This is a genomic window from Aliivibrio sp. SR45-2 (assembly GCF_963890165.1).
Taxonomy (GTDB): Bacteria; Pseudomonadota; Gammaproteobacteria; order Enterobacterales; family Vibrionaceae; genus Aliivibrio; species Aliivibrio salmonicida.
In genome coordinates this window covers 97,032-120,131 of record NZ_CAWPRC010000150.1, presented here as the reverse complement: position 1 = coordinate 120,131, position 23,100 = coordinate 97,032, and the positions used below count along the sequence as shown (strand labels likewise).

Sequence of the window (23,100 nt, the reverse complement as noted above, 5' to 3'; positions counted from 1 at the left end):
TAGAGTAAATTATCATTCGCTTTTAGAACTTGAACATGGCCAATTGGATAGGGTAAGTATGAGACAGAGAGGTAATGTAAAATTGAAATGAGCAGAAAAACAGAGGGGATAAAGAAAGTAGGAAATAATCGAAAATGTGATCTAGCTAATGACTGTTCTCATTAGCTAGGAGTTAATCACTTTTATTCTTCGTCGAATGCTTCGAATTCAATGCCCATTGCGGTCATTAACGCTTTTGCTTCTGTTGGAATATCATCAGGACGATCTTTACGTAAATCTTCATCTGTTGGCAATGGTTGGCCAGTATAAGCATGAAGAAACGCTTCACATAACAATTCGCTGTTTGTGGCGTGGCGAAGATTACTTACTTGACGACGAGTACGTTCATCCGTAAGGATTTGTAGTACCTTCGTTGGAATTGACACGGTAATTTTTTTTACCTGTTCACTTTTTTTACCATGCTCGGCATAAGGACTTAAATAGTCACCATTCCAATCAGCCATTGCTCACCTTCGTTCTAATATTATTGTTGTTTAAAATGCGATGAGCTAATTCTAGCGATATTTACGTCTATAAGCAAAGATATATAGACGTCTAGAAGTATTGACGTCTCATTTTGTGATGGTAAAGTAGAAGAATATAACTTATGGATTAGATTATACCACTGCATAGCAGTTTGGAAGGGAAATAATGAGCGAGAGAAAACCTGCAACTATTGCTGTTCGTACTGGCATTGAAACCGATTCACAACACAATGCGGTTGTGCCTCCTATCTATTTATCGACTAATTATAGCTTTCCAGAATTTGGAGATGTTCCAACGTACGATTACGCTCGCTCAGGGAATCCAACCCGAACTCAATTAGAAACAACATTGTCTGATTTAGAGTGTGGTGCGGGTGCGGTGGTGACGAACTGTGGCACTGCGGCTCTTAATTTAATGGTATCAGCCTTGCTTGGTCCTGATGATTTAATTGTTGCCCCTCATGACTGCTATGGCGGCACTTATCGACTCTTTAACACCAGAGCAAATAAAGGTGATTTTCAAACGTTGTTTGTGGATCAGTCTAATGCCGCCGCTTTAGATGAAGCGCTTGCTAAAAAGCCAAAACTGATCTTATTAGAAACGCCTTCTAATCCATTAGTTCGCGTAGTCGATATTGCCGAAATTTGTAAAAAAGCGGCAGAAGTCGGTGCATTAGTTGCGGTTGATAACACGTTCCTTTCTCCTGTATTACAGCAGCCACTGACTCTTGGGGCTGATTTCGTTCTTCATTCCACAACAAAATACATTAATGGGCATTCAGACGTTGTTGGTGGTGTGATCATATCTAAAACGAAAGAACATGCCGATGAATTGGCATGGTGGGGGAACTGCATTGGTGCAACAGGTACTGCATTTGATAGCTATTTAACCCTGCGAGGAATTCGTACTCTTAGTGCTCGTATGCGAGTGCATGAAGAAAATGCGATGGAAGTATTAAAATGCTTACAACAGCAAGAGTTAGTGGGAACGATCTATCACCCTAGTCTACCTGAGCACCCAGGGCATGAAATAGCAAAGCGTCAGCAAGCGGGTTTTGGTGCAATGCTGAGTTTTGAATTAAACGGTTCGTTAGACCAACTTAAAGTTTTTGTGAAAGCGTTAAAATATTTCTCTTTAGCTGAATCGTTAGGGGGAGTAGAAAGTCTGATTGCTCATCCGGGAACGATGACACATAGAGCGATGTCAGATGAAGCTCAGGCTGCTGCCGGTTTAGTGCCGACGTTATTACGTATTTCTGTTGGCCTAGAAGACAGTAGAGATTTAATCGCAGATCTTACACAAGCGTTTGCTGTGGCTGCAGAGGTGAAATAATGACAACGTCTTTGGTGCAACGTCAGTTACATAAATTTGGTGGCAGCAGTCTTTCTGATCCTGAGTGTTATCGCCGTGTGGCAACCATCTTAAAAGAATATTCAAACGAGCATGATCTTGTTGTTGTTTCTGCCGCGGGTAATACAACAAACCGTATTCTTGAATGGATTGATAACTTATCTAAAGATGGTCGTTTGGCTCACGATACATTGGAGTCTTTGCGTCATTATCAGCAACAGTTAATTTCTGAATTGTTAGAGCCAGATCAGGCGGAAGTATTGCAGGCATTGTTGCATAAAGAGTTGATTGCAATCGGTCAATTACATGCTCCGCTAAATGAAGTTCAACAAGCCGATGTGCTTGGTCATGGTGAAATATGGTCGTCTCGTTTGTTGTCGGCTTATTTAAACCAGATTGAATTAAAATCGGCACCGTTGGATTCTCGTCATTTTTTAAGAGCAGAAAGAGGGGCTCAGCCTGAGGTTGATCGTGTTCTTTCATGGCCTTTATTTAAAGAACAAATAGCACAACACCCTCATGGCCGTCTTGTTATTACTGGATTTATGGCCCGTGACCAAAAGGGTGAAACCGTATTATTAGGGCGTAATGGATCGGATTACTCAGCAACTATGATTGGTGCATTAGCTGAAGTTTCTCGTGTTACGATTTGGAGTGATGTTGCTGGGGTATTTAGTGCGGATCCTAGAAAAGTGGAAGACGCTTGTTTATTGCCGCTACTTCGTTTGGATGAAGCCAGTGAATTGGCCCGTTTAGCTGCCCCTGTTTTACATAGCAGAACATTACAGCCAGTAGCGCAAAGTGCGTTAGATTTGAGTCTACGTTGCAGTTATCAACCAGAATCGGGTTCAACACGCATTGAACGTGTCTTGGCCTCTGGTCGTGGCGCTAAAATTGTTACTTCGTTGGATGATGTGTACTTAATTCAACTTGGCTTTGGCCGTGGGCAAGATTTTGAACGAGCTCAAACCGAGGTGCTTTCTCTTTTAACTCGTGCTCAACTTCAACCTCTTGCGTTAGAAGCACAAGCCGATAAATTTACTTTATTACTTGCCTACACTTCAGAGATCGTCAGTGATGCTTTAGATATGCTGCAAAATACAGCGGTGCATGCTGAAATTAAATTAAAAGAAGGGTACTCAATGGTTGCAGCAGTAGGTGCTGGTGTAACGGCTAATGCCATTCATAGCCATGGTTTTTACCATCAATTAAAAAATAGACCTTTAGAGTTTGTGTGTGAATCGGAATCAGGGTTAAGTCTTGTTGCTATTCTTCGTAAATTAGACACCGATGAATTGATCAATGAGATTCATACCAGTTTATTTCAAGCTCAGAAACGAGTTGGCCTTGTTTTGTGTGGTCACGGTAATATTGGTGCGCAGTGGCTTACATTGTTTACTCAGCAAAAACGAATTTTAGAAAAACGTCGAGGCATGATTTTTTCATTAGTCGGAGTCGTTGACCGTCATCGATACTGGTTCGATTTTGATGGTATCGATAGTGCATCGGTAGTCAGTCATTTTGATGATGAAGCGGTGAGCTACGAAGAATTTGAATGGATTGAAAAAATCGGTTCAGTCCAAGGATACGATGACGTTGTTATTTTAGATGTAACGGCAAGCCCTGAGCTTGCAAGTCAATACACTAAAATTGCAGAACAAGGCATGCACTTGATCTCTGCAAATAAGGTCGCGGGTTCAGCACCAAGTCATGAATATCAAGCGGTTGTTGATGCGTTTGCAAAAACTGGTCGACATTGGTTATACAATGCAACGGTTGGCGCGGGATTACCAATTAATCATACTGTGCAAGATTTGCGTGAAAGCGGAGACAGCATTGTTGCACTCTCTGGGATCTTTTCTGGCACTCTTTCTTGGTTATTCCAACAATATACTGGAGAGACTCCCTTTACTGAGTTAGTCGATTTAGCATGGCAACAAGGATTGACAGAGCCAGATCCTAGGCATGATTTAGATGGTTCCGATGTAATGAGAAAGCTTGTTATTTTGGCAAGAGAGTCAGGGTTACAAATCGAACCGAATCAAATCGAAGTCGAATCGTTGGTTCCCGCCGAATTACAGCAAGTGAGTCTTGATGACTTCTTGGCAAAAGGTGATGCCTTAAATGAAGCATTATCGGAACGTTTGGAACAAGCGCAGCGAGAACAAAAAGTACTTCGTTATGTTGCCCGTTTGAATAAAAATGGCAGTGCAACGGTTGGGATTGAAGCGCTGTCTGAACATCATGCATTGGCTAATTTATTACCGTGCGATAATATTTTTGCGATTGAAAGTCAGTGGTATAAAGATAACCCTTTAGTGATAAGAGGGCCAGGCGCCGGAAGAGAGGTTACCGCCGGAGCAATCCAGTCTGATTTGAATAAAATTTCAGCGTTATTTTAACCAAATGTAATACTTATTAACGTTTCGTTATATTTTAAACCATGCCATGTTGCATGGTTTTTTTCGTTTAATGTAGGAAAAATCGGAAACTATTGATATTTAGGTTATTTTATGTTTTTGCCTAATTGGTTGATTTGTAAATAAAATTAATCGGTTAACTTTGATTAAGCATAAATTAAAATTAAAATCTGTTACGTGCTATGGATTTTGTAAATCTATTCAGTGATTATGTTGAACAGTTGGCTAGCATACGTTCTGTCAATAACGTGTATAACTATAATAATATGCAGCTTACTTTTTCTTATTTTAATAATTTGCTGAAAAATAGAGAGAGCCTTTAAATGAGTATGTCTGAATTTTCCTCTGCATCTAATAGCGTTAGAGCAGAACAAGTATTACGTGGAGTAGATTTAAATCTACTGACTGTTTTTGATGCAGTAATGCAAGAGCAAAATATTACTCGAGCAGCTCAAAACCTAGGTATGTCACAACCGGCAGTGAGTAATGCGGTATCACGACTAAAAGTGATGTTTAATGATGAACTCTTTATTCGCCATGGTCGTGGTATTCAACCAACGCAACGTGCTCGTCAATTATTCGCACCAATGCGTCAAGCACTGCAATTGGTAAAAAATGAATTACCAAGTTCGACGTTTATTCCTGAAACATCAATGAGACAATTTAAGCTCTCAATTTGTAGCCCTTCGGATATTCGTTTTGCTCCACGAATCATGAGAGATATTCAGCAAAAATCGCCTCATATTAGTTTAAAGTTGTCTGGTGAACATGAAGCGGATATTGCTCAAAAGCTTCGTTATCAAGAAATTGACTTTGTGATTGATTATGTTCGTTTTGACGAACCTGGTTTTATGAGCACTGAGTTATTTACTGATGAATTAGTGGTTGTTGCTGCCGTTAATCACCCTCGAATTCAGGGTATGATTACTAAAGAGCAATTGGCAAATGAGAAACATGCTGTTCCTGCTCGTATTGAAAATACAAAAGGGTTTGCAGACCATTTATATCAAGATGCTATTTATGAGCAAGCTTACAAAGGGGCTAGCATCAGCAACATTCTTTATGTTGTTTCTCAATCAGAGTTGATTACGGTTGCTCCTAAGTGGTTGGTCAGTTCAATGCCAAACCGCGATCAACTGGCTATTCTTCCATTGCCAATTGAATCAAAAGGGATCAGTGGCTATTTAAGCTGGCATGACTCGTACCAAAAAGACAAAGGTCATATTTGGATGCGTGATCAATTGATGCTTATTTGTGGTGAAGAAGTCGTTGCTTCAAGTAAAGGTATGATGTTTTAGCGTTGAAATACTCTAAAATTAGAAGAATAAAAGGCAGCATCATTGATGTTGCCTTTTTTGTAGGATCTCATTCGATATAAATGAAATGTATATTATTAATAATGAACTTGTTAATACGGCTCATCAGAAATGAGTTTCGTACAACATTCCTTACATTTTATACAGGGAAAGTATTGCCTTTTTTAGCACCACTTGTACACTTTGTTTAGATTATAGCTTACAAGTGTAAGCCTAAAGGTGATACGAGATGACTATTCAAAATCCACATATTGTAAAAGAGATCCGCCAGCACATTGCAACTCGTGCAAATGACACTGCATTACGTGAACGTAAATGTGGCGCTTGGAGTGACACTCAGTGCTCAGCATGGAGTGACATCACTTGGGGTGAATTTGGTCAGCAAATGGATACTCTGTCTTTAGCACTATTAGCTCATGGATTGAAAATACAAGAGAAAGTAGGGATTTTCGCCAATAATATGCCTCGCTGGACTGTTGCTGATTTTGCAACAATGCAATTGCGTTCAGTGCCTGTGCCTATTTATCCAACGAACACACCAACACAAGCGGCTTATGTTATTAATGACGCAAATATCCGCATATTATTTGTGGGTGAACAAGCGCAGTATAATTCGGCGGTTGTGATTTTTGAACAATGCCCACAATTAACTCATATTGTCGCGTTAAGTGATGACATTGATTTAAATGATCACGAAGCTGGTGTTTCGTGGAATGACTTCATTTCTGCAGCAAATGAATCTCATCAAGAAGAGTTAACTCATCGTCTTGATACGGTTGAAATGGATGATTTACTGACATTGATCTACACCTCTGGTACGACGGGAGAACCAAAAGGGGTAATGCTAGATTACACCAATATTGGTTCTCAATTAGAGGGACATAACACGAATTTAGCGCTAACGGAAAAAGACGTATCATTGTGTTTCTTACCGTTATCGCATGTTTTTGAACGTGCTTGGACGTTTTACGTTCTTTATAAAGGCGCGATTAACTGCTATTTACCAAACACAAACTTAATTAAAGACGCACTCACTGAAGTTAAGCCAACGGTTATGTGTGCGGTTCCTCGTTTTTACGAGAAGATTTTCTCAACGGTTCATGAAAAAGTATCCCGTGCTCCTGCTCATCGTAAAGTGATGTTTACTTGGGCTGTAAATATGGGGGCGAAGATGTCTGCTTGCAAACAAGAGGCACGTGAACCTTCATGGATACTGAAACAGTCTCATAAAATTGCAGATAAGTTAGTGTTGTCTAAGTTACGAATGATTTTGGGTGGTAACATCAATTTCATGCCGTGTGGTGGCGCTAAATTGGATGCAACCATTGGCCGATTTTTTCATGCGCTTGGCGTCAATGTTAAATTAGGTTATGGCATGACAGAAACCACTGCAACGATTTCATGCTGGGAAGACGGTAAATTTCATCCTGATTCTATAGGCACATTAATGCCTGGCGCTGAAGTTAAGATTGGCAAAAAGAATGAAATTCTAGTTCGTGGTCCGATGGTCATGAAAGGATATTATAATAAGCCAGAAGAAACCGCATTGACCTTTACTGAAGATGGTTTCCTAAAAACAGGTGATGCTGGTGAGTTTGATGCCGACGGTAATTTATACATTACTGATCGTATTAAAGAGCTTATGAAGACCTCTGGTGGTAAATATATTGCACCACAAGTGATTGAAGGGGCGATTGGTAAAGATCATTTTATTGAGCAAATTGCCGTTATTGCTGACACGCGTAAGTTTGTTTCTGCATTGATTGTTCCTTGTTATGATGCTCTTGAAGAATACGCAAAAGAGTTGAATATTGCTTACCATGACCGTATGGAATTAGTTAAGCACAGTGAAATTGTCGAAATGCTTGAAAAGCGTGTCGCTAATTTACAAAAAGAATTGGCTCGTTTTGAGCAAGTGAAAAAATTCACATTATTATCGAAAGCATTTTCGATGGATAAAGGTGAATTAACCCCAACACAAAAGTTACGTCGTAAAGTTATCAGTGAGCGTTATCAAGACGAAATTGAAGAAATGTACGATGAGAAGAAAGAGAAAAAAGATAAAGTAGAATAGTATATCTCTGTAGATTCATAGATAAAAAAACCAGTCATTTTTCGGCTGGTTTTTTTTCGCCTAAAAAATGAGATCTTACTCAATGTAGAAAGCGTGATGCCTTCGTTTTTTAGTGAAACGTAACTATTTTAATCTCTCTTTATTGCCTGTAACTTGGCTTTTACTTCTAATTTATCTTGGTTAGATTGCTCTTAAATATTGATAATTAGTCAAAGACTGAATTTATATTCTGTAGAGTTAAAATGACGCTAGACCAAGGTGCTATGAAAAGGTTAAAGTTGTTTCGTAATGTTGGCTTTTGTTATCACATATAGCCATATGCATAGGGATTTAATTTAATTAATTCGGTTTAGGCTAAAAATAAGCCCTAACTATGTAAAACCAATAATTTGTAGATAATTCAAATCTTCTATTTGAGGTTTTCAGCGTCTGGAGATAAATATGGAAATGTTATCTGGCTCAGAGATGATCGTACAATCTTTGATTGATGAAGGTGTAGAGCACATATTCGGATACCCTGGCGGTTCTGTTCTTGATATTTATGATGCGTTGCATATGAAAAGCGACGATATTCAACATGTATTAGTGAGACATGAGCAAGCAGCAACACACATGGCTGATGGTTATGCACGTGCAACAGGTAAACCTGGCGTGGTTCTTGTGTGCTCAGGCCCGGGAGCAACGAACACGATTACAGGAATAGCAACGGCCTATATGGATTCTATTCCAATGATTGTGCTATCTGGCAACGTACCAAACAACATGATTGGCACTGATGCCTTTCAAGAGTGTGACATGGTAGGCGTCTCTCGCCCGATAGTTAAGCATAGTTTTTTAGTTAAAAAAGCCGAAGACATTCCTGAAATTATAAAAAAAGCATTTTATATTGCATCGACAGGCCGACCTGGCCCTGTTGTTATTGATATTCCTAAAGATGTCATGAGCCCTGCATTTACATTCCCTTATCAGTACCCTGAAGCGGTTTCGTTACGTTCTTATAATCCCACAATGAATGGCCATAAAGGGCAAATTAAAAAAGGGCTAAAAGCATTACTTTCTGCTAAGAAGCCTGTCCTTTATATTGGTGGTGGTGCAATTATTTCTTCCGCTGATGCTCAAATATTAACGTTAGCTGAAGCGTTAAACTTACCCGTTATAAGCACCTTAATGGGTCTAGGAGCATTCCCAGGTACGCATAAGAATGCATTAGGTATGCTGGGTATGCACGGTACGTATGAAGCAAATATGACAATGCATAATGCGGATCTAATTTTTGGTATTGGCGTTAGATTCGATGATCGGACGACGAATAACTTAGAAAAATATTGTCCAGATGCAACCATTATGCATATTGATATCGACCCATCTTCTATTTCTAAAAATGTTCGAGTGGATTTACCTATTGTTGGCTCTGCTGATATTGTCCTCGACTCAATGCTGTCATTAATGAATGAACAAGATGGACATAATGATGCCGAAGCGATGGAAGCATGGTGGAAAGATATCGCAGGGTGGCGTGCTCGTAATTGTTTAGCGTATAAAAAATTACCGGATAAAATTAAACCGCAACAAGTGATAGAAACACTCTATAAATTAACCAATGGTGATGCTTATGTTGCTTCTGATGTCGGTCAGCATCAAATGTTCGCCGCATTATATTATCCATTTGATAAACCTCGTCGTTGGATAAATTCGGGTGGTTTGGGAACAATGGGCTTTGGTTTACCTGCGGCTTTAGGGGTTAAATTTACGCATCCTGATGAAGTTGTTGTGTGTGTTACTGGAGATGGCAGTATTCAGATGAATATCCAAGAGCTATCAACGGCGCTTCAATACGATATCCCGGTAAAGATTATTAATCTTAATAACCGATTCTTAGGCATGGTTAAACAATGGCAGGACATCATTTATCAAGGCAGACACTCAAATTCTTACATGAGTTCTGTTCCTGATTTTGCAGCGATTGCAGAAGCTTATGGTCACGTTGGAATCCGAATTAATCATCCTGATGAATTGGAATCTGGTCTAGAAAAAGCGTTAGCAATGACAGGTCGATTGGTCTTTGTTGATATTAATGTTGACGAAACGGAACATGTTTACCCAATGCAAATTAAAGGGGAAGCAATGGACAAGATGTGGCTAAGTAAGACGGAGAGAACGTAATGAGACATATAATATCACTGCTATTAGAAAATGAATCAGGGGCGTTATCTCGTGTTGTAGGTCTCTTCTCTCAACGAGGTTATAACATTGAGTCACTAACGGTTTCTCCAACTGAAGATAGAACCTTATCGCGCTTAAATATCACGACGGCAAGTGATGCTATGGAGCTTGAACAGATTCAGAAGCAATTACATAAATTAATAGATGTCATTAAAGTACAAGAAGTCACAGACGCTGACCATGTAGAGCGAGAACTTTTACTTATTAAGGTTAAAGCCAGCGGTTTTGCACGCGAAGAAGTCAAGCGTACTGCTGATATTTTCCGTGGACAAATCGTTGATGTAACTAGTTCTTTATATACCATTCAATTAACAGGGACATCAGAGAAACTCGATGCGTTTATTACCGCGGTTTCTGAAGTGACGGATGTTATTGAAGTGGCAAGAAGTGGTGTTGTTGGTATTGCTCGAGGAGAAAAATCTCTTAGAGTGTAATATTCATTTACAATTCACTTAGATAGATTTATAAATCAAGCCTTCTTTTTGAGAAGGCTTGATTGTTTATATAATGATAAAAATATAGAATGGCGCCCTGTATATTTAAGTTCAACTGAAATGAATAAGAAAAGTTTTAAAATAGTAGCTTATTCTAGCTGTGTTTATCTTGTGTTATCAATGATAACGCTTGTGTATTTTTATAGTGAATATCAGAAAGAAAAACTGGTTATTATTGAGCAAGTTCAAAATGAGTCAACTCGACAGTTAGCTTATACGCATCATGAATTTGATGAGTTATTAACTCGTATCCAAAATACATTAGGCTTACTCTCTGATAGCCGACCTGTTTATGATTATTTTTTATACCCTTCCAATCGTGTTAAAGCAGCGGTAGAAAGCTCATGGGTTAATTTGGTTAAAGCTGAAAAGTTCTTCTCTCAATTAGAGCTTATCGATAACCAAGGGATTGCTTTATTTAGCTTATCTTATAACGCCATCAATAATGAGACATCTAAACATAATTTGCCCTTAACTGTCGTGAATCACTCCTTATTAACAACGTTATCCCAATTACCTGCCGGACAAGTATTTTCGGAAGGGGTGGTATTAAATGAAAAGTTAGCGACGTCGGGTGTTTATAAGCCAGTCATGCAAATTATTATTCCAATTGAAGTGTTGGGATCTCGTAAAGGGTATGTTGTTGCTGAACTGAGTGAGACGAGAATTGAAAATGTGATTAAGTTTTCTCCTACACTTAATATTTCGCCCTCTATTGTTAACCAAGATGGTTATTATTTGTTAACGAATCAGAGAAATAAAGTGTTTGGCCATCTGGTCAATGGACGGGAGGACCAAACATTAAAGGCTGAAAATGCGGAATTATGGCGCTTAATGAGTACTCAGAAAATAGGCAGCGCTTACATTGATAAAAATATTTTTTCGTTTTATAAGTTCGCTCTTAATCAAAAAGTACCAAATAAAGAAGTGTACTTTTTATTGGATTACTCTGAAGAAAGCTTGAATGTTTTATTTCAAGAAGCGAAGTCTGAATTAATCGAAGAAACAACGATTGTATTATTGTTATTAAGCTTAATCGTACTTCCTTGTGGGGTCGCTTTAACATTATGGGATAAATCAAATCTTGAAAGCCAACTTGCGAAGTCAGCTCTTGAGGGGATGACTGCTGTTGTGATAACTGATAAACATCAACGGATCATAAAAGTAAATTCAGCGTTTTCTTTAATTAGCGGATACTGTGCATCAGAGACGATAGGAAAAACCACATTTGATGTATTGAAGTCAGATGTTGAGCGTTCAGAAAAGCGAGTTCAGAACTGGAAACAAGTCGAAGAATTGGGTGTTTGGCAAGGTGAAATCGAAGCATTGAATAAGTACGAAAAAAAATTGAGTTTGCTAGTAAGAATTCAAGTCGTTAAGAATAAGCGTAAAGACATTCAATATTATATTTTGTCTTATATTGATATTACTCAACGAAAATTATTAGAAAAAGAATTGCGTTATTTAAGTGAAAAAGACAGTTTGTCGGATTGTTGGAATCGCAGAAAATTCGAGTTTGAATTAGAGAATCAGACATTATTAACGAATCGTTATTACCCAGTACATCAATGTTGCTTAGCTATTCTTGATATTGATTGGTTTAAGAGAATTAATGATACTAAAGGCCATGATGTCGGTGATAAGGTCATTTGTCTTGTCGCTGATATACTACAACAAGGCTCTAGAGACACGGATTTTGTTGCTCGTATTGGCGGCGAAGAGTTTGCGATAATTATGCCTCATACCGAGTTGAAAGATGCTGAGAGGGTCGTCAATCGTTTGCGTGTCGCGGTTTCTCAATTGGAAGAATATCAATTAACGATTAGTGGTGGTTTGGCTGATATAGGTATTGCGGGTCATGATGCTTATAAGTGTGCTGATTTGGCATTATATGAATCAAAAACCAATGGACGTAATCTTATTTCTATTTGTAGTGATTTAGGTGATTTGGCTTAGATACATGAGCGTTTATTAGACTAAAGTCGTAAGGTAGCTATACTTATTAGTATTGTTTAATTTGTCTACAGCAGGAAGCTGATATTGCAAAGTGATACGCAGGGCTAAAGAGGCTGAGGTATTTATGCTTACAGATTTTTTAGTGAGGTTAACAATCGGCAGTTTGGCTATTCTAGGGTTTAAGTTAAGTGCAATATACTTTTTACTTATGGTGTTATTGATTGGTACGCATAATAAAGAGTTTTTTGGATGGTAAGCTCAACACGAATACAAAAAAACCAGGTGATTTACCTGGTTTTTTTGTAGGTAAATTAAGCTTCAAAATAGGCAGAGAGTAGATCCATGGTCTTAATATAATGACTTTCTAATAATACAACAGCTTGGTCTGTATTTCGAGAAAGCGCTAATTTCATGATTGTTTCATGTTCTTCCAAATAATCAGTATGTTCTTTATTAAACATTTTATGTGTATTTTGAAGGTGGCGATAACGCCTAATTTGGTTTGTTAATTCTTGATAAAACTGGAACATAATAGGAGCGTCTGCGCCAGAAAGAAGTGAATTATGAAAGTCAGAGTGGCGCTGTGTCCATTCTTGGATTGCTTCTGGTGTATTCTCTAAGTTGACTTTACTTAATCTGTGGTAGCTTGTTAATACACTAAGTTCCCACGCTTCATCACCTTTAGAAATGGCTTTTTCTAACAGCATTTTTGCTACAACTCGTAAACCTTCGAATAGCTCTTCAAGTTCAACAATTGAGATTGTTGCAACCCAGCATCCCTTTTGAGGTTCTAGCTTAACGTATTTGTTCCATGATAATTGAACAAGAGCTTCACGAATTGGAGATGCACCTACGTTGTAGCGTTTTTTTAATTCAGCAACAACCAGTTTTTGACCGGGGTGAAGATCGCCACTAAGAATATCTTGATGGATCATTTTTGATACTTTATCAGTAAGGGTAGGGCTAGACACTGCGATTCTCTCTATAAATATTCATAGCAGATCATCGGTTTAGGCCTGTGTTTAGCTTATCGAGTAAGGCGTGCTAAATAAAGGGTAGCTATACCATCTGCTGTGTGGTTAATAATGCGAGAGAGAGTATACCGTATTGTATGTTTGGTGCAAATGATAATTCATAAAAAAAGAGAGCCGAAGCTCTCTTTTATTGATTGTTACGTAATTTTTATATATTCAACTGAATTATAATACGTGAACAGATGCTGTGTTAGTTGTGCCTGATGGTACTAGAGCACCAGAAACCATAACAACGATGTCGCCTTTAGCGCCAATACCAGACTCAAGAGCTAGCTCTTTGCCGCGTAGGTAGAATGCGTCAGTGCTATCGATAGCATCAACAACCATTGGTGTAATACCTTTAGAAAGACAAAGTTGAGCTGCTGTCTTAGTATTAGTCGTTACGGCAATGATTCTTGCTGTTGGGAAGTATTTACGGATAGAACGAGCTGATTTACCCGCTTCTGTCGCTACTACGATTACAGGTGCACTTAGTTTCTCTGCTGTATCAACTGCGCCTTTACATACCGCTTCAGTGATACGTAGACGTGGGCTGTCTAGGCGAGAGCTAAGTTCTGCTTTTAATACTGCATCTGTACGAGCACAGATTGTTGCCATGATAGTTACAGCTTCGATAGGGTATTTACCTTTCGCAGACTCACCAGAAAGCATTACTGCATCTGTACCATCAAGGATTGCGTTAGCTACGTCGCCCGCTTCTGCGCGAGTTGGACGTGGGTTTTTGATCATAGAATCAAGCATTTGAGTTGCAGTGATTACAACTTTACGTGCGCGATTACATTTCTCGATCATCATCTTCTGTGCAAAGATTACTTCTTCAACAGGGATTTCAACACCAAGATCACCACGAGCAACCATGATACCGTCAGAAGCTTCTAGGATTGAATCGAAGTTATCTACACCTTCTTGGTTTTCAATCTTAGAGATGATTTGGATGTGCTCGCCGCCGTTAGCAACAAGTAGAGCACGGATTTCTTTAACATCTTCTTCTTTACGAATAAAAGATGCAGCAACGAAATCAACGCCTTGCTCACAACCAAATTTAAGGTCAGCTTTATCTTTTTCAGAAAGAGCTGGAAGCTTAACTGAAACGCCAGGAAGGTTAACACCTTTGTTTTCGCCTAGGTCACCGTTGTTAAGAACTTTACATTTAACTTCAGTTTCAGTAGTCGAAACTACTTCCATTTCAATTAGACCATCATCAACAAGGATAGTGTTACCAGCAACAAGGTCTTTTGCAAAGCCTGGGTAAGTAACAGCAACAACGTCTTTATTACCAACAACTGATACATCAGTTGTAAATGTGAAGTCTTGACCAGCAACTAAAGCGACATCATTGCCGTTGTCTAGTTTGATAGTACGGATTTCAGGACCTTTAGTATCAAGAAGGATAGCAAGTTGCTTACCTGTGTTCTTCATTACTTGACGAAGATTATCGATACGGTTGCCGTGCTCTTGGAAATCGCCGTGTGAGAAGTTAAGGCGCATTACGTTCATGCCAGCATTTGCTAATTCAGTTAGTTTTTCTACTGATTCAGTTTTTGGGCCAATCGTACAAACGATTTTGGTCTTTTTCATGTGAGAAATCTCTCCAGATAAGTATATTTAAAATGATAAACACAGTTACGCTCAGCGTAATGGTATGAAGTGTTGAAATATAACAACAAATTCTTGCTTCATTACTCATATGGCTAAGCATATAAATTCAATAATTATTGGTAGTGTAGACCGAAAAGAGTAATGGATTATTGATTCAGGTAAACAATTTGCTCTTTAATCACAATATTAAAAACAAATTTACATTACTTAACATTGTCTCGGTCAGATCTTTTTCGTAATTTTCTATCTATTTTCGGGCAAATTCTAACAGTAAAACTGATGAAGATCACTTTCTTGTTGTTATGTTCGTCAGCAAATATTTATTTTACAAATCAAAATAAAAAAGGCACATAGAGTGCCTTTTTATTATTGATTTTCAATTGGTTGATATGCCTTAAGTTTTTGCATGCCTTTAGCTAATTTTACAAACCAAGTCCCAATTGCTAATAATGAAATTATGGCACCAATAACGGGAATAGCAGAATAGATTTTCTCTAAAATAGAGCTATGTACCCAGTATTCTAAGCCGGCAACCATTCCACTCATTGTTGCAGCAGTAACACCAAGAACAACAAAGAAAGTGAGAAACAAAAAGAAGCTCTTGATAATGGCATAGTAGTGACTATTAATGACTTCGTCATTAGTCCCTTTATTCATTTGATAACCAGCGTATATGATGGCAACAATACCTGAGGCCATTAATGTTAACGGAGTAAGAAGGCTGGCAATGTAGGCAAACCAAATGCCTTTATTTGTTTTATTCGACATGGTAGTTATCCAATTATTAAATTGTGTTGCAAGTATATACCTATTCTTTGTATGGGAATATACCTGCAAAAATAGTGGTGAGGGGGAGTTAAGGTTTTAGCATTCGCTTTAAGATTTTCCCCGTTGCTGTCATTGGTAGAGCTTCAACGATATCGAGATGTTTAGGGCATTTATAGTCGGCTAAATGCTGCTTGCTCCATTTTATCAATTCTTTTTCTGATATTGAGTGGCCTTCTTTTAAAATAACAAATGCTTTTACTTCTTCCCCAAATCGAAGGTGTTCAATGCCAATTACTGCCACCAAATGAACCGAAGGGTGCTTCATATACACTTCTTCAACTTCTCGTGGATACACATTATAGCCACCGCTAATGATCAGCTCTTTTAAGCGGTCAACGACATAGATATAACCTTCGTCATCAAAGCGTACAATATCTCCGGTATGAAGCCAGCCATCAATAATGGTTTTTGCTGTTTCTTGGGGCTTTTTGTAATAGCCCTTCATCACATTATGACCTCGGATTACCAATTCGCCTTCTTGTCCTACAGGTAATTCATGACCATTTTTATCGACGACTTTCATTGTTACGCCCGGCAAGGGTTGACCAATACTGCCGGGCTTGCGTTGAAACTCTAGATGATTAAAAGCCGCTACCGGAGATGATTCAGATAAACCGTAACCTTCAATGACAGGAACTTGTAGTTTCTCCTCAAATTGCTTTAGTACTTCTACCGGCATTGAAGCCCCACCTGAAATAGCCACTTTTAATGTTTGTGCTATTTCTTTTAAGTAGTCACCTTTATTTTTTTCGGCATAAGCAAGCAACCCAATAAACATGGTAGGCACACCTGCAAGGTGCGTAACTTTATGCTCATGAATTTGCTGCAAAACGGTTTTAGGTACAAAGCGAGAAATAAGCACTAATGCACTGCCAGCTAAGATAGAGGTGTTCATTATTAACGATTGGCCAAACGTATGGAAAAGAGGAAGTATGGCAATGCTAACGTCCGTTCCTTTTTGGTTCGTTAATGATTGGCAAGCCTGTGCATTACAAAGCATATTACTCTGACTTAATTCTGCGCCTTTTGCTGTACCTGTTGTTCCTGAGGTATATAAAATTACACAGCTGTCTTGAGCGGTTCTGCAAACGGTATCAAAGGTATCTCTGCCAGTGTTTAACCATTGATTAAAAGAATGGGCAGCCACTGGCTTCTGTGATTCGGTTGTCTCAATTAAAATGAAATGTTCACAAAAATCGGCTTTTTCGTAGCCATCATAACCAAATTTACCTATCGGCATTGCATCAGAGCCTTGGTATGAAATAAGAGCAACAGCGTCGGAGTCTTTTAAATGATAAGCAACTTCATCACTTTTCAACATTACGTTGAGAGGTACGACTACTGCACCTATTTTTTGTATTGCGTAATAAGCGATAACAAACTCAGGGGTATTTGGGCACGAAAGTGCGATTTTGTCATCAGGTTGGATGTGCAGTTGTGTTAGATGATCAGCAATGGCATTTACTTTTTTATTGAGCTCTGAATAAGTCATCTTTAGATCATGAAAAATTAGGGCAGTATTATTTGGACGAAATGTGGCGTTACGCTCAAGGTTGGTCGCAAGATTGTACATATATAACCTTTCTTGGTTTTTGTTGTTGATGTTATATCGAGATCTAAGTCTCTCTAAATGCGTTAAGTGTATATCAAGAAATGAAAAAAAGTAGGGAGGTCAAAGGGGATTTTGTGTTTTTATTATCAATAAGAGCAGTAACTTACTTATTTGTCGATTACTGCTTATTTATTGAGATAGATTGGATTTAAAATTTATAGGAAGCACCTACATAAAGGGAATCCAATGAGTATAAGTTGGTCTCTGTGGTTAAGCCGCTGCCGCTTTGATAATCGAGATACTCCACAGAATATAGATCCATTTCATAAGCGGCTCTAAATTGAACGCCGTTCAATGCTGTTGGGGTATATTCAACACCAAATCCAAATTTAAATGCGGCGCCTTTATCATCAGTTAACAATTCCTCATTTTGATTTAAATCTAAGCTAGACATACCGACTAAGCCAAAAGGTCTAAGCCCATTATCAAAGGTATAGCCTAAATTAGCCGCTAATGAGATAGAGGTTGGCTTCATTGAATAGTTACCTACTTTGGCTTTTGCTGTTCCATAATCAGTATAGGTCCCTTCTATGCCGACTATTTTATTAAATTGATAACCAAGATAAATTTTAGTGGAGTTACCATCCGCCTTTGCTGAAATCTCGTTACTATTGTATCCCCAAGAATCTTCTTCTGAGTATCCAAAAGTGCCGAAGCCAGCACCAATATAAACGCCACTGATTTTAGGTCCTTGTGTTGAAATATCCTCATTTGCAATAGCGAAAAGTGGGGATGTTGCTAGAACAAACGGAAGTAATATTTTTTTCATTGATAACTCCATAATCAAATTAATTCGTTATCAGTATAGGTAGGTTTATTTAATATCCAAGGTGCGAATGATTGATTCTGAGGGATGGATAGTGCAATTGGTTCTTTGATAGAGGAAAAGGCTATTTTTCAATGCTCGCTTAATATTGAATAATGGATTTTTCTATGGCGTATCAAAGGAATTGAGAATGAATAATAAAGGGATCATTAGCGTTGTGATTTTATTGATTATGGCTGCGATATTTACTTCTGGATTAATAAGAGCAATGATTGAACTCTCTATTTTCTCCATACTCATTGGGTACGTATTACTGGAGAAAAAGAAGAAAACAAATCACTTTCCTCTCAATGACAAAAAGCCAGATAAGTAGTGATACTTATCTGGCTTTTTTAATTTGGTGGCCCCTCCCAGATTTGAACTGGGGACCGAACGATTATGAGTCGTGCGCTCTAACCACTGAGCTAAGGGGCCTTAGTAGGTGGTGATTATAGGGGAAGATGAAAAGGGTGTCTAGAGAGAAGGCGTTTGCTTTTTAATCAGTTAGTCAAAAATATGGATTTAGATCGAAAAAAGGTGAGCCTAAGCCCACCTTTTTGATTCTATTGATGAATAATTGTAATTATTATTCGTCTAAGAAACTACGTAATACTTCAGAACGACTTGGATGACGCAATTTACGAAGCGCTTTTGCTTCGATTTGACGAATACGTTCACGTGTTACGTCAAATTGCTTGCCCACTTCTTCTAGCGTATGGTCAGTATTCATATCAATACCGAAACGCATACGAAGTACTTTTGCTTCACGAGGCGTTAAACCAGCAAGAACATCGTTAGTTGCAAATTTCAAACTGGTTGAAGTTGCAGAATCAACAGGAAGCTCAAGGGTATTATCCTCGATGAAATCACCTAGGTGCGAATCTTCATCATCACCAATTGGTGTTTCCATTGAAATAGGTTCTTTTGCAATTTTCAAAACTTTACGGATCTTGTCTTCTGGCATTTGCATGCGTTCAGCAAGTTCTTCAGGTAATGGTTCGCGACCCATTTCTTGTAGCATTTGACGTGAAATACGATTCAATTTATTGATCGTTTCAATCATGTGTACAGGAATACGAATAGTACGCGCTTGGTCGGCAATTGAACGAGTGATAGCTTGACGGATCCACCATGTTGCATAAGTTGAGAACTTATAACCACGACGGTATTCAAACTTATCAACCGCTTTCATTAGACCAATGTTACCTTCTTGAATTAGATCCAAGAATTGTAAGCCACGGTTGGTGTATTTTTTCGCAATTGAGATAACAAGACGTAAGTTAGCTTCAACCATTTCTTTTTTCGCACGACGAGCTTTCGCTTCACCGATAGACATACGACGGCTGATGTCTTTGATGTTTAGAACAGGTAAACCTGTTTCTTTAACAATGCTGTTAATTTTCTTAATTGAACGGCGAATGTCTTCTTCGTAACGCTTTAGGCGTTCTACGTATGGCTTATCTGACGCAAGAATTTCGTTAAACCATTCGTCAGAAGCTTCATTGCCTGAGAACAGAGCAATAAATGACTTCTTAGGCATTTTCCCGTATTCAACACACATACGCATAATTAAGCGTTCTTGTGTACGAACACGATCCATGCTGCCACGCATTTCACGAACAAGAAAATCAAATTGTTTAGGGATCAGTTTGAATTCACGGAATACATCAGTGAGTTCACCGATTGCTTCACGAGCTTTTCCGTTATCACGACCATGCTCTTCGAAAGCAAGTTGCATGTTATGATAAGAAGTACGAAGTTGAGTGAATTTTTCCAAAGCAAGCTCTGGATCGATACCTACATCTTCTTCCTCTTCATCTTCTTCATCATCTTTTGCTTCTTTATCTTCATCAGCAAGATCTGATTCGCTCAATTCTGAGCCGATATGAGTCGCAGTTGGTGCCGCTGAACCGTCATCATTAGGATCAACAAAACCAGAGATGATGTCAGTTAAGCGAATTTCTTCGGCTTGAACTTTATCAAACTGTTCTAGTAAGTATGAAATAGCGCCTGGGAATTCAGCAACAGAACACTGAACCTCATTGATGCCTTCTTCAATACGTTTAGCGATGTCGATTTCGCCTTCACGAGTAAGAAGTTCAACGGTACCCATTTCACGCATATACATACGAACTGGGTCCGTAGTACGGCCAATTTCACTTTCAACACTTGATAGTGCGGCTGCAGCGGCTTCTGCTGCATCTTCATCAGTTACGGCATCATCATCATTCAATGACATATCATCAGCATCAGGAGCGGTTTCAACCACTTTGATACCCATGTCATTGATCATTTGAATAATATCTTCAACCTGCTCAGAATCTACAATTTCTTCTGGTAGGTGATCGTTAACTTCTGCGTAGGTCAGATAGCCTTGTTCCTTGCCTTTAATTACAAGTAATTTTAGCTGTGACTGCGGATTTTGATCCATAGACGGTTCCTACTTTTGGTCTGTGTGACAGAATTAGTATGCGAAATGCAAACCACAAATAATAACAAATTTTTTTATTGATGACGATGTCGGGATTCTATGCTTTTAATTCTAGCATTAAGGCTAGTAGCTCCCGCTTTTCTTCGACTGATAAGCCAAGCGTTCTTTCTTTCGTCTGCAAACTTTCAATTTGTTGGTTGATGCACTGGGCCAAAACATTGTCCAGTGAATCCATAAATACATCTTGGGTATTGTCTTGATCTATGGGTAATTCCCATACTGCCAAGCGCGATAATAGTTTTTCACTTTTATCCCCACGCCAATATTCTAATAATTGGCCTGTAGAGATATGGGGATTATGTCGGCAATTTTCAAGTAATTGCAGAAATAAACTTAAACCCGGCAGTGGAATATCTTGAACACTGCTTAAATCTGGGACTAATTGAGCTAAATTTGGATTTTGTAATAGCAACGTAATAACTTCGCGCATCGCTGTTCGTTTAATATCTGGCTGTACCTGCCGCTTGGTTTCAGGAGCACCTTGTTTAGATATTAGTTGCTGTAATTGGCTTTCATCCATAATTCCAAGCGTTTTGCCAAGTTGCTCACGTAAATAAAGGCGTAACGTACCACCAGGAACTTTGTCGATGAGAGGAACAGCAAGTGTTGTGAGTTTTGCTTTGCCTTCTCGGCTGCTTGTATCTACTTGATCAACCAAGCTTCTAAACATGAAATTAATCAATGATTCAGATTGAGCGATTTCTCGCTCGAAGGCTTCTTTACCATATTGACGGATATAGGTATCTGGATCTTCACCGTCGGGTAAAAACATGAATTTTAATTGGCGGCCATCATTGAGGTAGGGAAGCGCTTGTTCCATTGCTCGCCATGCAGCCTCCCGACCCGCTCTGTCTCCATCGTAACAACATACGACGGTGCTTGTTTGACGGAAAAGTAATTGCATATGATCGCCGGTGGTTGCTGTGCCTAGAGAGGCAACGGCATAATCAACACCGAATTGAGCAAGGGCGACAACATCCATATAGCCTTCAACAACCAAAGCTTGAGGCAGGTCTTTATACGCTTGTAATGCTTCGTATAAGCCATAAAGTTCTTTGCCTTTATGGAAAATAGGCGTTTCTGGAGAATTTAAGTATTTCGGTGTACCTTCACCAATAACTCGACCACCAAAACCAATAACACGTCCGCGACGATCTCGAATAGGAAACATGACTCGACCACGAAAGCGATCATAGCGTCGCCCTTTATCGTTTTCAATTAACATCCCGCCACTCACTAAAGCATCTTGTGATGCTTTGTCGCGACCGAAGTTATTTTTCACTAATTCCCATTCATCAGCAATATAACCAACCCCAAATTTTTGAGCAATCTCACTAGAGAGACCGCGTTCTTTAAGGTAGTTAATTGCAACAATGTTATTAGCAGATTTTAATTGAGAACGATAAAACTGACTAATACCGCCCATTAGATCGTATAAACTGCGTTTTTGCTCTGAATTTGCGGTTGGACCGGAAGGCGCACTAAAGCCACTGCGCTGTTCGCGAGGAACATCTAAACCAAGCATTGAAGCAAGTTCTTCGATGGCTTCTACAAACTCAAGACGGTCGAATTCCATTAAGAAATCAATGGCATTACCATGAACGCCACAGCCAAAGCAGTGGTAGAATTGCTTTTCTTGGCTTACAGAGAAAGAAGGACTTTTTTCATTATGAAAAGGGCAACAAGCACCGTAGTTTTTCCCTTGTTTTTTTAGTTTTACTCTAGTGTCGATGATGTCGACAATATCGTGTCGATTTAAAAGTTCATCAATAAAACTACGAGGGATATGTCCGGACATGCTACTTCTTACCTCAATGGTTTTTCATACTATTCTAGTGTTTATATTATCTCAGATACAAACAAGCCGTGCATATCAAAGATAGCACGGCTTGCTTTATAAATAGAGTAGTATTAAGCCAGTTTCGATTTGACGAGTTGGCTTACTTTACCCATGTCAGCGCGGCCTTGGATTTGAGGTTTTAACACGCCCATCACCTTGCCCATATCTTGCATTCCAGCAGCACCAGATTCAATAATTACTTTGTCTAATAACTCAGCAACTTCTTCATCGGTAAGTGCTTGCGGCATAAAATCATCAAGTACTAAAATCTCAGCACTCTCTTTATCAGCAAGATCATCACGACCAGCGGCAGTAAACTGCAACACTGAATCACGACGTTGTTTAACCATCTTAGTTAACACAGCAATGATATCATCGTCAGACAAAGTTGTATGACCATCGATTTCACGTTGTCTAATTTCAGATAAAGCTAAACGAATTGTGCCAAGGCGTAATTTGTCCTTGGCTTTCATCGCTAACTTTTGCTCGTCTTTGAGTTGTTCAATTAGAGCCATAACTTAGTCCTAAATAGT

Annotated in this window: 17 protein-coding genes and 1 tRNA gene; 8 read left to right on the top strand and 10 right to left on the bottom strand. The window is 38.9% G+C overall.

Annotated features, from left to right (window positions below; genetic code table 11):
* Positions 1-182 precede the first annotated feature (182 nt).
* Positions 183-503, bottom strand: a complete 321-nt coding sequence (metJ, locus tag AACV33_RS09460; RefSeq protein WP_012551189.1) for a met regulon transcriptional regulator MetJ — start codon at positions 501-503, stop codon at positions 183-185.
* A gap of 187 nt (positions 504-690) precedes the next feature.
* Here metJ and AACV33_RS09455 point away from each other — a divergent pair, with 187 nt between their 5' ends.
* The 7 genes from AACV33_RS09455 to AACV33_RS09425 all read left to right on the top strand — a co-directional run bounded on the left by AACV33_RS09455 (position 691) and on the right by AACV33_RS09425 (position 12,358).
* Positions 691-1,857: an O-succinylhomoserine (thiol)-lyase gene (locus tag AACV33_RS09455; protein ID WP_012551190.1), complete on the top strand. Its 1,167-nt coding sequence runs from the start codon at positions 691-693 to the stop codon at positions 1,855-1,857.
* Positions 1,857-4,277 carry a bifunctional aspartate kinase/homoserine dehydrogenase II gene (locus AACV33_RS09450; protein ID WP_023604160.1) on the top strand — a complete coding sequence of 807 codons (2,421 nt, stop codon included), beginning with the start codon at positions 1,857-1,859 and terminating at the stop codon, positions 4,275-4,277. Before AACV33_RS09455 ends, AACV33_RS09450 begins: the two co-directional genes overlap by 1 nt.
* 341 nt (positions 4,278-4,618) lie before the next feature.
* Entirely contained in the window at positions 4,619-5,593 is a 975-nt protein-coding gene (leuO, locus tag AACV33_RS09445) for a transcriptional regulator LeuO (protein ID WP_012551192.1), read from the top strand.
* Positions 5,594-5,840: 247 nt separating this feature from the next.
* The gene (locus tag AACV33_RS09440; protein ID WP_182699254.1) at positions 5,841-7,685 is read left to right on the top strand and encodes an AMP-dependent synthetase/ligase; all 1,845 of its coding nucleotides are present in this window, start codon (positions 5,841-5,843) and stop codon (positions 7,683-7,685) included.
* A gap of 441 nt (positions 7,686-8,126) precedes the next feature.
* The gene (locus tag AACV33_RS09435; protein WP_182699253.1) at positions 8,127-9,848 is read left to right on the top strand and encodes an acetolactate synthase 3 large subunit; all 1,722 of its coding nucleotides are present in this window, start codon (positions 8,127-8,129) and stop codon (positions 9,846-9,848) included.
* Positions 9,848-10,342 carry an acetolactate synthase small subunit gene (gene ilvN / locus AACV33_RS09430; RefSeq protein ID WP_012551156.1) on the top strand — a complete coding sequence of 165 codons (495 nt, stop codon included), beginning with the start codon at positions 9,848-9,850 and terminating at the stop codon, positions 10,340-10,342. The genes AACV33_RS09435 and ilvN overlap by 1 nt, the downstream gene beginning before the upstream one ends.
* A 120-nt stretch (positions 10,343-10,462) precedes the next feature.
* The gene (locus tag AACV33_RS09425) at positions 10,463-12,358 is read left to right on the top strand and encodes a sensor domain-containing diguanylate cyclase (protein ID WP_182699252.1); all 1,896 of its coding nucleotides are present in this window, start codon (positions 10,463-10,465) and stop codon (positions 12,356-12,358) included.
* Between the two features lie 311 nt (positions 12,359-12,669).
* Here AACV33_RS09425 and AACV33_RS09420 read toward each other — a convergent pair whose 3' ends face one another.
* From AACV33_RS09420 to AACV33_RS09400, 5 genes are all read right to left on the bottom strand, one after another.
* Positions 12,670-13,329, bottom strand: coding sequence for a GntR family transcriptional regulator (locus AACV33_RS09420; protein ID WP_017022517.1), 660 nt, complete (start codon positions 13,327-13,329; stop codon positions 12,670-12,672).
* 228 nt (positions 13,330-13,557) lie between these two features.
* Positions 13,558-14,970 carry a pyruvate kinase PykF gene (gene pykF, locus AACV33_RS09415; protein WP_023604164.1) on the bottom strand — a complete coding sequence of 471 codons (1,413 nt, stop codon included), beginning with the start codon at positions 14,968-14,970 and terminating at the stop codon, positions 13,558-13,560.
* Positions 14,971-15,357: 387 nt separating this feature from the next.
* Positions 15,358-15,759, bottom strand: a complete 402-nt coding sequence (locus AACV33_RS09410; protein ID WP_182699251.1) for a hypothetical protein — start codon at positions 15,757-15,759, stop codon at positions 15,358-15,360.
* 88 nt (positions 15,760-15,847) lie between these two features.
* Complete coding sequence (locus AACV33_RS09405; protein ID WP_182699250.1) at positions 15,848-17,392, bottom strand: long-chain-fatty-acid--CoA ligase; 1,545 nt, start codon at positions 17,390-17,392, stop codon at positions 15,848-15,850.
* 187 nt (positions 17,393-17,579) lie between these two features.
* On the bottom strand, positions 17,580-18,200 hold the full coding sequence (locus tag AACV33_RS09400; protein WP_017022520.1) for an outer membrane beta-barrel protein: 621 nt from the start codon (positions 18,198-18,200) through the stop codon (positions 17,580-17,582).
* Positions 18,201-18,387: 187 nt separating this feature from the next.
* Here AACV33_RS09400 and AACV33_RS09395 point away from each other — a divergent pair, with 187 nt between their 5' ends.
* Positions 18,388-18,570: a hypothetical protein gene (locus AACV33_RS09395; protein WP_017022521.1), complete on the top strand. Its 183-nt coding sequence runs from the start codon at positions 18,388-18,390 to the stop codon at positions 18,568-18,570.
* A 25-nt stretch (positions 18,571-18,595) separates the two neighbouring features.
* Here the strand turns inward: AACV33_RS09395 and AACV33_RS09390 are convergent.
* The 4 genes from AACV33_RS09390 to AACV33_RS09375 form a co-directional block, all read right to left on the bottom strand.
* Positions 18,596-18,671 (bottom strand) — tRNA-Ile (locus tag AACV33_RS09390).
* A 151-nt stretch (positions 18,672-18,822) separates the two neighbouring features.
* On the bottom strand, positions 18,823-20,667 hold the full coding sequence (gene rpoD / locus AACV33_RS09385; protein ID WP_065610026.1) for an RNA polymerase sigma factor RpoD: 1,845 nt from the start codon (positions 20,665-20,667) through the stop codon (positions 18,823-18,825).
* 97 nt (positions 20,668-20,764) lie between these two features.
* Positions 20,765-22,525 (bottom strand): DNA primase, encoded by a 1,761-nt coding sequence (gene dnaG / locus AACV33_RS09380; RefSeq protein ID WP_023604166.1) that lies wholly within the window; start codon positions 22,523-22,525, stop codon positions 20,765-20,767.
* A 113-nt stretch (positions 22,526-22,638) separates the two neighbouring features.
* Positions 22,639-23,082 carry a GatB/YqeY domain-containing protein gene (locus AACV33_RS09375; RefSeq protein WP_182699249.1) on the bottom strand — a complete coding sequence of 148 codons (444 nt, stop codon included), beginning with the start codon at positions 23,080-23,082 and terminating at the stop codon, positions 22,639-22,641.
* Positions 23,083-23,100 lie beyond the last annotated feature (18 nt).

Bases quoted from the DNA above. Each gene is read 5' to 3' on its own strand.
- AACV33_RS09405 (WP_182699250.1), bottom strand. From the start codon at position 17,392: ATGTACAATCTTGCGACCAACCTTGAGCGTAACGCCACATTTCGTCCA.
- AACV33_RS09450 (WP_023604160.1), top strand. From the start codon at position 1,857: ATGACAACGTCTTTGGTGCAACGTCAGTTACATAAATTTGGTGGCAGC.
- metJ (WP_012551189.1), bottom strand. From the start codon at position 503: ATGGCTGATTGGAATGGTGACTATTTAAGTCCTTATGCCGAGCATGGT.
- leuO (WP_012551192.1), top strand. From the start codon at position 4,619: ATGAGTATGTCTGAATTTTCCTCTGCATCTAATAGCGTTAGAGCAGAA.
- AACV33_RS09455 (WP_012551190.1), top strand. From the start codon at position 691: ATGAGCGAGAGAAAACCTGCAACTATTGCTGTTCGTACTGGCATTGAA.
- AACV33_RS09400 (WP_017022520.1), bottom strand. From the start codon at position 18,200: ATGAAAAAAATATTACTTCCGTTTGTTCTAGCAACATCCCCACTTTTC.
- pykF (WP_023604164.1), bottom strand. From the start codon at position 14,970: ATGAAAAAGACCAAAATCGTTTGTACGATTGGCCCAAAAACTGAATCA.
- AACV33_RS09410 (WP_182699251.1), bottom strand. From the start codon at position 15,759: ATGTCGAATAAAACAAATAAAGGCATTTGGTTTGCCTACATTGCCAGC.
- AACV33_RS09435 (WP_182699253.1), top strand. From the start codon at position 8,127: ATGGAAATGTTATCTGGCTCAGAGATGATCGTACAATCTTTGATTGAT.
- AACV33_RS09425 (WP_182699252.1), top strand. From the start codon at position 10,463: ATGAATAAGAAAAGTTTTAAAATAGTAGCTTATTCTAGCTGTGTTTAT.
- AACV33_RS09395 (WP_017022521.1), top strand. From the start codon at position 18,388: ATGAATAATAAAGGGATCATTAGCGTTGTGATTTTATTGATTATGGCT.
- AACV33_RS09440 (WP_182699254.1), top strand. From the start codon at position 5,841: ATGACTATTCAAAATCCACATATTGTAAAAGAGATCCGCCAGCACATT.
- rpoD (WP_065610026.1), bottom strand. From the start codon at position 20,667: ATGGATCAAAATCCGCAGTCACAGCTAAAATTACTTGTAATTAAAGGC.
- ilvN (WP_012551156.1), top strand. From the start codon at position 9,848: ATGAGACATATAATATCACTGCTATTAGAAAATGAATCAGGGGCGTTA.
- dnaG (WP_023604166.1), bottom strand. From the start codon at position 22,525: ATGTCCGGACATATCCCTCGTAGTTTTATTGATGAACTTTTAAATCGA.
- AACV33_RS09375 (WP_182699249.1), bottom strand. From the start codon at position 23,082: ATGGCTCTAATTGAACAACTCAAAGACGAGCAAAAGTTAGCGATGAAA.